The sequence below is a fragment of the Glaciimonas sp. Gout2 genome (assembly GCF_035018905.1).
Classification (GTDB): Bacteria; Pseudomonadota; Gammaproteobacteria; order Burkholderiales; family Burkholderiaceae_D; genus Glaciimonas.
The window spans coordinates 1-10,492 of the sequence record NZ_JASJXA010000074.1; the positions used below are offsets into that span (position 1 = coordinate 1).

General features: G+C 42.3%; 9 protein-coding genes. All 9 read left to right on the forward strand.

The genetic code is table 11. The features are described 5' to 3' along the window. Positions 1-26 precede the first annotated feature (26 nt). The 9 genes from QN379_RS22430 to QN379_RS22470 all read left to right on the forward strand — a co-directional run bounded on the left by QN379_RS22430 (position 27) and on the right by QN379_RS22470 (position 9,295). Positions 27-3,296 carry an ATP-binding protein gene (locus tag QN379_RS22430; RefSeq protein ID WP_323507656.1) on the forward strand — a complete coding sequence of 1,090 codons (3,270 nt, stop codon included), beginning with the start codon at positions 27-29 and terminating at the stop codon, positions 3,294-3,296. A 419-nt stretch (positions 3,297-3,715) separates the two neighbouring features. After that, positions 3,716-4,897 (forward strand): PrgH/EprH family type III secretion apparatus protein, encoded by a 1,182-nt coding sequence (locus tag QN379_RS22435; protein ID WP_323507657.1) that lies wholly within the window; start codon positions 3,716-3,718, stop codon positions 4,895-4,897. 38 nt (positions 4,898-4,935) lie between these two features. Beyond that, the gene (gene sctF, locus QN379_RS22440) at positions 4,936-5,184 is read left to right on the forward strand and encodes a type III secretion system needle filament subunit SctF (RefSeq protein ID WP_323507658.1); all 249 of its coding nucleotides are present in this window, start codon (positions 4,936-4,938) and stop codon (positions 5,182-5,184) included. Between the two features lie 123 nt (positions 5,185-5,307). Beyond that, positions 5,308-5,616 carry a type III secretion system inner rod subunit SctI gene (gene sctI / locus QN379_RS22445; RefSeq protein WP_323507659.1) on the forward strand — a complete coding sequence of 103 codons (309 nt, stop codon included), beginning with the start codon at positions 5,308-5,310 and terminating at the stop codon, positions 5,614-5,616. After that, entirely contained in the window at positions 5,616-6,467 is an 852-nt protein-coding gene (locus QN379_RS22450) for an EscJ/YscJ/HrcJ family type III secretion inner membrane ring protein (protein ID WP_323507660.1), read from the forward strand. Before sctI ends, QN379_RS22450 begins: the two co-directional genes overlap by 1 nt. Positions 6,468-6,480: 13 nt before the next feature. Next, entirely contained in the window at positions 6,481-7,083 is a 603-nt protein-coding gene (locus QN379_RS22455) for a hypothetical protein (protein WP_323507661.1), read from the forward strand. Continuing rightward, positions 7,055-7,762, forward strand: coding sequence for a hypothetical protein (locus QN379_RS22460; RefSeq protein WP_323507662.1), 708 nt, complete (start codon positions 7,055-7,057; stop codon positions 7,760-7,762). Before QN379_RS22455 ends, QN379_RS22460 begins: the two co-directional genes overlap by 29 nt. Then, positions 7,755-8,177 carry a hypothetical protein gene (locus tag QN379_RS22465; RefSeq protein ID WP_323507663.1) on the forward strand — a complete coding sequence of 141 codons (423 nt, stop codon included), beginning with the start codon at positions 7,755-7,757 and terminating at the stop codon, positions 8,175-8,177. Before QN379_RS22460 ends, QN379_RS22465 begins: the two co-directional genes overlap by 8 nt. 344 nt (positions 8,178-8,521) lie before the next feature. After that, positions 8,522-9,295, forward strand: coding sequence for a hypothetical protein (locus QN379_RS22470; RefSeq protein WP_323507664.1), 774 nt, complete (start codon positions 8,522-8,524; stop codon positions 9,293-9,295). The last annotated feature ends 1,197 nt before the right edge of the window (positions 9,296-10,492 follow it).

Sequence of the window (10,492 nt, forward strand, 5' to 3'; positions counted from 1 at the left end):
TATCATTACTGGTTTTTAAGATGTAGTTGATTGCCGCTAAGACGGGAAATGTCGTGGTGGTGGAGCGTATAGCAATAGATATTGATCGGAAAGATATAATCCTCGAAAACAATCAAATAAAAACGATTGCGCATCATCAACGCATTTTTTTGGTGGGCTGCGGGCTGATCTTGTCATTGGTACTATTGACCATCATGGTCTTTCTGATCCATGTTCACACAAATAATTCAATCGTAAATAAACGTGCCTTTTTTTCTCATAAAAATGCAATTGTTGTCGGTGATGTGACCCCAAAAAAATATGAGGTTCGGCGTAATACTGGATACGTTGATGTTGAAGGAAAAGTCGATCGAAATAACTCTATTTCTGATTGCGATCAATTGCTGAGTGATGGCCAAAAATTATTTCTTGAGCGTAAACCTAATGCTACCGTGAAATTCGCTGGAAGCCTGATATCACAGCAACAATTTGCGGAAAATTTCTTTTGCCTGAAAAAATTAAGCAACCCCCAACCCCATACTTCCGTCATTAGGCCGGCAGATTCCGGTGAGCTATCTAATGGTTATTTTTTTGACCTTGTATATGTCTTTCCACAAATCATGTCGCGACCTGACAGCATTTGGACACAGAGCTTTAAACCGATTGCGCTAGTTTCTTCTGTTCGAGAATTAATGCCAGATATGGGTCACGTTTCCGACCCATTACAGAATCCTTGGCTAACGCCATTTTTGGCGAACAATAAGTTGGAAAAATTTGCACTTACGCGCTGGGATGTTAACACTGCGAATCTAACGCTTGAACAAAGTGTAATAGATGCCAAGGTTTCGGCTTTGGAGCTAAACGATCCACATTATTTTAATTGCGATAGAACTCTCACTATCAGGAAATTGCTTAGTAATGCCAAGCGGATAGCTGAACTTCCATACTCAGAAGAACCTATCTGGATATATCAGCATTGGTTTTTGATATTAATCGTTGTTGGAACCTTGGTATTGCTCATTCTATTGTGGTGCTGTATTTTTTTTTATGATCGCACTATGTTAAGACCATTGTTGCTGAGTGCCCAGCAGGTATTTGATAGTGAAAAAATGCATCGCGTAATGGTTGTGAACGCACCCGGTGGATTGTGCCTTTTGACAATAGACGACGGAAAAGTACTGCTGCAAAACCATGGAATGCAAACTTATCATAACGAAGCCCCGTGCCTACCATCTCGCTTTCTGGCACTAAGCCGCGTTTCGAACGAAAAAAATAATCAGACATTTCCTCAGTCGCTTGGCGAACACGATCTCATGATGGTTGATCGTGGAGGACAATGTCGCCACTTGCTAGTAAGTCTTGTCCTCACCCGTTACGCAGGACGACAATTGTTGTTGTGTAGTTTTTTGGAGATAACAGCAAGTAAATTAATTGAAAAACAATTGTTGGACGCACGCATCGCTGCAGATGTTGCTAACGCAACTAAATCCACCGCACTGGCCCACGTTAGCCATGAAATACGTACGCCACTTAACAGTATTGTGGGGAATCTAGAGTTATTAGCGCGTACACCAATGACAGAACTACAGTACGACCGTATGAACATCATCGTCAGCTCTTCACGTGGACTACTCGATATCATTAACGATATTCTAGATTTTTCAAAGATCGAATCCGGCCAAATGTCATTGGAAGTTATCCCTTTTGATCTGGCAGAAACTATTGAACAGGCAATCTTGTTATTTGTTCCACTAGTTCAGAATAAGGGGTTGGCACTGTTTTACTACATTAATCCTCTTCTGCCACGCTATTACCTCGGCGACCCGAAACGCTTCAGACAGATAGTTCTCAATCTTTTAAGTAACGCAGTCAAATTCACCGAACGAGGAAACATCAGGCTTGTGTTAACGGTCGAAAATGGTGATGTGGTACTCCGAGTTACGGATACTGGCATTGGGATCTCGCTAGAACGCCAGCGAGAGTTGTTTCAACCATTCGTTCAGGCCGAGCCGTCGGCTAGTCGACTTTTCGGTGGTACTGGTCTTGGCTTGGCGCTATGTGATCAGTTGATCAATTTAATGAATGGAAAAATAGCTATAAGTAGTATTAAGGGAAAAGGAACAACCATTACCGTCAGGGCATCACTTCGTACTGATGCACTTAGACCTGCGTTATTACCATCGTTGTCTTTTGAATCGATGAAGATGGTAACCGTATTGTGCGCCACACCTGAGTGTTGGGAACAATTGGTAGCGCTTATATCTGGATGGGGAATAATGCCGGTGAAGATTACTCATCCAGATGAGTTGACCCTGACGAGTGCGCCACTGTTATTGTTTGGACGCCAGCGGCATTGGTGTCTGATAGATGAAGAAAGGGCTGGATTATTGGCTGGTTGCATCATAGATATTTTGGAAGATGGGCCTCGACATCCCATTGTGCAGCCTGGGCCAACCGTCCGAATATTAGTGTCATGCTACTCAACTAGCGGTTTGCACGACGCGCTCAGGCGCGCCTTGGATCCGGCGATTTTAATACCGGTTATCTCCGAACTTGCTATGCAGGAAGGAAACTCATTGCTTAACACTGACAAACCTCATCCTTTGGTTGCGCCATCCGTACACATTTTGGTGGTGGAAGACCATCCCCTTAATCTCGCATTAGTAGGTGATCAACTAAGTCTGCTTGGTTATAAAGTGACTTTAGTGGCTTCGGCTATCGAGGCGTTACAGCTATTTAGTCCAGGTGATTTTGACATCGTGTTGACTGATCTCAGTATGCCTGAATTGGATGGTTATATGCTGGCTAAAATTTTGCGTCAACAGAACGTTCTACTTCCAATTATTGCACTTACTGCACATGCGAATAAGGAAGAGCATACGCGCTGCGAGAAGGCAGGCATTGACGATATTTTAGTTAAGCCGGTGTCGCTGGAGCGACTTGATTGCATGATTCGTAAATGCCTTGCTGGAACGACATTTCCTTTTCCTGATGCTATTTTTCTTAAGCATGATTTGAATCTGACAACGGAGAGGATTTCAGTCCTTCAGCTTTCTAGCGCGACTTCATTCAAAATTATTTTCTCCGCATTCTCGAACAACCAAGCCGAAATAATTCAGGAACAACTTCACTCGCTTGCAGGTGCTTTTGCTATTTGTGGTGAGTTATCAATCGTCAATACTTGTCGCTCCCTTGAAAATGAATGCATGCTTATGCTTTCCGCTGATCTGCGGAATCGTCTGAAAATATTGGAAAACGTCATTGCCCAGACAATTAAACGCAGAGCTTCTGGTAGTGATTTTTCTTTGGAGGCTTGATGAAAATTTTGACATTTGCCAATTTCTATTTTTTTGAAAGAAGTTAGCTGCTTGTCTTTTTCTCACGTATTCAAAATAGAAAACTAAAAAAGCATCGAAAAAAATAATCTGAATTCTATCCCGATAGCGACCAAAATATAGAGGCTTAACAGAGCATCGTTGGATAAATTAAAACGATCAACAATCTCGTTGCTCTGATCAATCCTATCAAATCTGGTGCACATTTCGTTCTGGTCTGATATCGAAAGAATGAGGAATTAAATAGACTCTGTTTCATGTTATCACCAGTCTTAAGTTTTAAAAATTTAGAATGAAGTCCAAACTGCATGTGCATATTTGAACCACGTTATTTAGCATGGCACTAGGCACATAAAATGTTAGTGACTGTCGTCGCTCGATAATAACGAAGAGAAGTTGCTATGTCATCGAAATTAAACGCCGAAAAAATTTCGGAAGTCGCAGTATTACGTTTTTTGAACGGACCCTTTCACGGATGTGAGTACAGTCTTGCAGAGGGCAGGACATTATTCGTGGTCGGTGCGATGCAGGATTTGATCGTTTGTGAAGTGATGCCGGAATTTTCGAATAATACTGTAGTTGTGCCGATGCCAAAAGGCGGTATTAATTTTGAAATTATTCTTAGTTCTAAAGTGTCAGATGGATTTTTGTTCCGAATACTGGACGATACATCTGAAGATCAACAGCAACTATTTCAAGATGCATGTAGTGCGGGAACGGTAAGATTTTCGGTTCGCCCACCCGGCGTGGAATGGGTTAACTCAATCCAGAAAAATAAACTACTTGTTGAAGTAGCTGTAGATAAAAAATCGCTTTTATCTACAATCAGTTGGGTAGGTGGATTAGCCGTTTTATTTTTTATAATGACTCTTATTATAGTCACACGGAAGAGCTTTAAAGAAGACGAATACGTTACGGAAGTAACCTCTGCGATTAGTGGCTCTATCAGCGAATACAAAATTCTCAAGGGGCGCGACAGCATAGTGTATGTGTTCGCTAACAGTGATAGAGATTTGGCATGGGGTCGACAGGCCCTAATCCGTAGAGGTTTAAGCGATAAAGTCAAAATTTCGTCGTTAAGGTTGGAGGAGTCGCGGATCAATAAACTGTTGCAATCCACCTATCCGAATCTCGCTTTTCATCGGCTGAATTTAGACGAGGTAGCGAAGCCAGTATTAATGCTGAGCGCAGAGAGGACTACTCTTACTAGTGAAATAAGAACGATTCTAATCGAAAGGATGATGCACTGGATGCCTTATAGCGACATGATCATTCTCGATAAATGGGATGATGCGATGATCGAGAAACAGGCCAGGACGGGATTAGACCGAATAGGTATTACTTATTTATCCAAGCATGATGATCGTCGGATCACGTTTCTGACAAAAGGTGACTTAACGGATGTTGAGCTGCTTAATCTGCAAAGATTTACTCACAATTTCTATCAATATTTTGGTGTTGAATACGTACATTTTTCTGTCGATCTAGAAGACGACTGGTTAAAAAATAAGTCATTTAAATATAACGGTAATGATTACGTAAAAATGACATCGAAGCATTGGCTCTTTACTAAATCCTTATAGTTAATTAACTCTTTCAACAGAAAATAAAGGTAAAAAATATGGCCGCATATCCTGGTAATGGTTTGATGGTTTCGATCGCAAAAGCTTTTGAGGATGGCGGTCAAGAGCTCTTCGATCGAGAAAAGACTTTGCGTGAACAATTAAGTGGTGGCAATAGCTCTAATCCAACTCTTCTCGCAGAATATCAGGCAGTCATCTCTGAGATGAGTATCCTGCGTAACGCCCAGTCATCCACAGTTAAGGCATTTAAAGATATGGATGCAACGATCGTAGCGAACTTTCGATAACCAGGCGGAAATAACAACGTTAATGTCGCGGATACGTTTCTGCACTTTAGGATTTTTTGATTCTTTGGTGCTTCGCCGTATTAGCTTTCGCAAATGCTCACGTTTTAGATGGAGTTGATTAAAATGACTATATTGCCAATTGCCGTTACACAGAGCGTATCCAGCGCAAAGTTCGCAGATGTTTCTCCTCATGAGATGGGTGCTTTATCGCTTGATGACAGATTGCGAGATGCGTTTGTTTCGAGCTCAGTATCTACCCAGAATGAATACGAATACATCATGAGTAAGATCAACGGTCCGAAATTCGATACAACCCCTGCCGGCTTGCTAGAGCTACAAGTACATATTGGTGACTATAAACAAGATGTAGAAATCATTAGCGCATTGACCCGGAAAGGCGTAGCCACAATAGAAGCCCTTTTACGAACGTGATGATGAAACATGGCTTGTTGGTCATCTGTTTCTTCTTGGCCGGTTGTAAGCAGGAAAATTTGTTGCAGAGCCTTGAGCAGCGCCAAGCTAATGAAGTGGTGGCAGTTTTACATAGGAATAATATCGATGCGACAAAAAAAAATAATGGTAAGAACGGTTTCAGTGTTGATGTAGGACAAGTTGATTTTGCTGCTGCGGTAGATATTTTGAAGGTTTACGATCTTCCATCACCAAAGGCGATAGAGGTAGCAGACATGTTCCCGGCCGACTCATTAGTGGCTTCTCCGCGGGCAGAAAAAGCACGACTTTATTCTGCTATTGAGCAGCGTTTGGAGCAATCTTTAAAAACTGTTTCAGGAGTGGTATCCACACGTGTACACGTCAGTTACGACTTGGATGGTGCAGAGCGCGGTCAAAAAAATCGTCCGGTTCATTTGTCAACATTGATAGTTTATGACGAGGAGATTAATCCAGAAACTATGATTAATAATACCAAACGATTCCTAAAGAATAGTTTCGATCAAGTTGAGTACGATAATATTTCTGTCATCTTGTCGAAGCGCCCGACCTTACAGAACCAAACACCAAAAAATCCTAGAGCGCAGGATTACCGCCTCCCGACCACTTGGCTTGGAATAATTACAGTACTGCTGCTCACCGTGATAGCGGGATTACTCTGGCATTTTAATCGCCGTGGATCGCCAAGCGCGGTTCGCGCGCCGTTGATTGTGCAAGAGCTGGAAGACGCTCAATCTATTAATACGTCATCGGACGCAGCGTCTCCTCTTAGGACGACACCGGATCAGATGGTGCGCGTCGAGCCGCAAAAGTTGGTGGACGGCCATGGATGAAATGAGTAGATGCATGGCATCAATAATGTACGATCCATTGAGCTACATTCATCCACAGAGAATGTGTTTGCCAAAATTGTTTGACACACCGCGCCAGCGTGGAGTGATCAACGACATCTTGATGCATCAGCTCGGATTGCCGGCCAGATTGGAGTCCGTAAGCTCTATTTTGGAGCGTCAATTAGTATTGAACTGGACGCAACTTCCTTATATCAGCACGCTGATTGGCGCGCAGTTGTTAAAGGCTGATCTTGGATGGGAAGGCAATTTATTACATCTTTCCAGCTCCGTACAGTTTTTTATGTCCCGTCGGTTGGGCGTCGCTAAACCGCATTCAAGGTACTCAGAAGAAGTGCTTGAAGACGTTCAAAAAATCGGCTTACAGCATCTTTTACTTTGGCAGCTAGAGGCATCAGAAACATTAAAAAAGCGGATGGCTTTGCTTTTTCCTCCAAATTTAGATATCTGTTTTGCAAAACAATACTCTCTGACCTTACCCCCAACAGAATTCGATTTTCCCCTGCGTACTGTGTCTGTAAGGGAATGCAGGAAAGTGGATCTATTTTTAATCTTACAGGCGATACAGTATGCCAAAAATTATTCAGACAATGTGTGAGGTCATGCCGGAAGAGGGAGTGTTAGTACGCAGTGGTTATTTGCGAAATAACATTAAAGCGTCAGCGCTAATGAATGAGGCGCGCCGTCGTGCCAAATCCTTGGTAGCGCATGCAGAAGCTGAGGTTGAGTACATATACCAGCAAGCGCAATGCGATGGATATGCCAAAGGAATTTTACAGGCCGCTGGTGAGTTAGTACAGTACTTGGCGGGTCATGCTGATTTAGGTGTGGAGATGATAACCCGGTTGCGAGAAGAAATACGCGTGCTTCTATATCGCAGTGTAGTCAATCCAGAGGTGGTAATGGCGATTTTTGAAGAGTCGCTTGATCGAGAGGATGTGACAGAAAGCACAAGTCTGAATTTACTGATTCCAGAGAGCTTCAGGCCGAACCACCGTACCTTGATGGAGCATTTTCGCCTACATTTTAAGGGGCATATCAATATCGAATATCAATTTGGTACACGCTTTTTATTACGGATGAATGATCACGTCGCCGAATTTTCTCCAGACGAGTTCGTAAACATGGCAAGCGACCGCGCGATGAATAGCTTGCCAGCTATACATTTACAAAGTAACGCCATCATGGAAGTATGTCGCGAACGCCTAGCAGTAATTTTTGATACACATTGTTCGCCACCAATAGCGCTTCAAAAATGTGACGAAGGTTATGATTAATCAAATAAATACTATGACATCACAAATGCACTTTGATGCTATGGGAAAAATAGAGGCGGTTATTCCAATAGAGACACGATTGGATCGAAGCTTAGCCGGTGATCAAAACTTAGACCAGCTTTACGAAAGTCTAAAAAAAATATGGGAGAAAAATTCATCGGTAAGCATTCTGGATATTATTAACCAAGTACGCAATTTTGCGAATATGGGTGGAGAAAAACCGTACGGTGATATCTCGACTCATACTGCTGTAATTGGACAGGTCAGGGAGAAATTGAATGCAGAAAGTGGCTGCGAAACGCCATTTTATGCGTTATTGAATGAAAGCCTCGGCTTCGCCATTGTGTCAAACGGCATCCTAAATAGTTTTTTGGCAAAGATGCGAGAGCGCCCTGAAGACCCTGAGCCTTGGTAAAAGATGTGCTGTTCATCTCGCATTGTGGATTTGCTTAGTGAGGCATAGAGATTGTGTTGTAGATGAGTCGCTATAGGTCGATCATTCGATTTTCTTATCGACTACATTTAGCGAGTAGCTTACCGATGCTCGACTTATTTTGAGACCGGTATATCCTAAGGTGGATGTCGGCTCTATCGCTAAATCACTTTCGTGTATTGATTGGCATAGGCTCCTCAATATACTTCGACTTGGAATTTACTTTGAGGGCAGGGTGCAATGTCAGTGCGTTTACAGAGATGCGTGTTTTCATGTTGAATCACGCTTGATTATGATCAATAATTAGAAAATATTAGAAAAAATATATGGACCGACAATGTGCAGATTTGCTTGATATCCTCGATAAAATAAGAAAAGGTGGAGCTGACAAAACGCGTACTTCGCTTGACGCCACAATCTCAAGAGTTACTTGGTGGTTCAGAGGACTATCGCTTCTCATCACTTTATCTATGCTCGTATTCGGCCTCGTTATCAGTCGTATCCGTCCGCTAGAGTATTTCTGGATGGAAATTATAGGTTGGATTGGAATGTTGGCTATGTTGCTAGCGTTGTTTGGTCTATTACTTGATATGCTACCCCAGCTTATAGAGCTCATTAGATTCCGAAAAGTTGCGCTTCGGCAGTTCAAACTTGAAATCCAATACGATCTCTGGCAGGTGGCAGAACTTATGGATATCCCAACTCAGACTCTTGAGCACGTTCAACGATATTTAGAATTAAAGATTGAGCGATCAAAGCATAGAATCCTTATGTTCATCGGTGGCCCCGAGAAACTTGCGCTGTTTTCTCTGGCATGTTTGGGATATTCCTTTTCTAAGCAATTGCCGTTGAACTCTACGATGTGGGGTAATAGTTGGTTTCGCTATAGCCTTGGGTTTCTAGCAGGTATTATGCTTGGTGGGATCTTACTTAATGCAGTTGTTCAGCGTTATATTTATCACAGGGAATTGATTCAACTTGCACTTGAATATCAATCTATAAATCAAAGACTGCACCGTTTTTACAACATGCCGACATTACCCTTTAAAGAAGCGCTTCGTCCCCGCTGCAGTAAAGTCTTGGCATTTTGCCGGATATAATTACTACGATCAGGTGGCTCTAAGAGGCATGATTAAAACAATTTCATTGGATTGGCTAATATGCGAAATACATGAGGTTGAACATTAAGACAGTGCTGCGTTATCACATGAACTGTAATCGAGCGTGCTGGAATAGTGTTTTAAAATAGGCTACTCCATAGATGAGTATTCAACTATTGGGAGGTATTTAAAATATGACCAGAAAACACTGAACGTTTAACTTTTGAGATCGAAGGTAATTTTGATGCAAGAGACAGCACAGAGCATAACGCAGATGCATCAAATACTTGTTTGACGCCAAGTTAATGCGGAGTTGTAGCGCGTCAACGCTGAGAAAAAGGATAGTCGGGCTGTTGACGGTGGATCAGCAGCATACGCCGCTGGTGATTGCGGGACTGCTTCGCATTACGCATAGGCGAGCTTGGGATGATGTGGGTAATGACCCTTAAGTTCGCCGGAATAAATTCCTGCTGCTTAGCAATATCTTCGTCTACCCACCATATTCGGTGATTTTTGGCCGGACTATCTCATGGTTCGATTCAACTATTCTACTCGTGATGCAAATAGAGTCTCGGCGGTTTACGCTATTGCCTTTGGTATGACTTCCTGATCGAAAATCCTTCAGTACCAATAGCGGCTTCATTCGATTGGGTGGGCGCCCTTCCTAATTTCATCTGTTCAATCTGCTGCCCAAATTTCTTCGATTTAAGGCTTAACTGCGATCGTTAAAGCTGCAGTGCATACCGATAACACGCCCTGCCATCCAGATCCATATTCCGTCTTAACAATTACGTTTTTTGACTAAAGCACTAAAATTACGACAAGCGTTGCTGCACCGAAAAGACCCGCGAATCGCAGTGAATTTTCGCCTTTATTCGTGAGCATAATTGCTGGAAAATATAGCGCTTCTGAAAGAGAAGCGTTTTGGGCCGACTATAGGTAGATCGATTGTATGGGAGTTTAATTTACTCAAGAATTTTATCTTATTTTGACTAAGAATTCTCTAGAGGAGTCACTTTTTTTGGCGTTTAAATGTGAAGTAAAAGATATATAGCCCGTTATTTTGGCTTAAAAAACATAACGCCATAGAAGAAAAAAATTATATCGAGCGTGTTCAGATGGCATTGTTTATGAACAAATCTCCGTCGAAGTGTAGAACTAGAACTTTCTTAGTCGTATGGAGGCGTTCATATGTGT

Coding starts and splice junctions, on each gene's coding strand:
- QN379_RS22450 (WP_323507660.1), top strand. CDS start 5,616: ATGATGAAACATGGCTTGTTGGTCATCTGTTTCTTCTTGGCCGGTTGT.
- QN379_RS22470 (WP_323507664.1), top strand. CDS start 8,522: ATGGACCGACAATGTGCAGATTTGCTTGATATCCTCGATAAAATAAGA.
- sctI (WP_323507659.1), top strand. CDS start 5,308: ATGACTATATTGCCAATTGCCGTTACACAGAGCGTATCCAGCGCAAAG.
- QN379_RS22435 (WP_323507657.1), top strand. CDS start 3,716: ATGTCATCGAAATTAAACGCCGAAAAAATTTCGGAAGTCGCAGTATTA.
- QN379_RS22455 (WP_323507661.1), top strand. CDS start 6,481: ATGGCATCAATAATGTACGATCCATTGAGCTACATTCATCCACAGAGA.
- sctF (WP_323507658.1), top strand. CDS start 4,936: ATGGCCGCATATCCTGGTAATGGTTTGATGGTTTCGATCGCAAAAGCT.
- QN379_RS22465 (WP_323507663.1), top strand. CDS start 7,755: ATGATTAATCAAATAAATACTATGACATCACAAATGCACTTTGATGCT.
- QN379_RS22460 (WP_323507662.1), top strand. CDS start 7,055: ATGCCAAAAATTATTCAGACAATGTGTGAGGTCATGCCGGAAGAGGGA.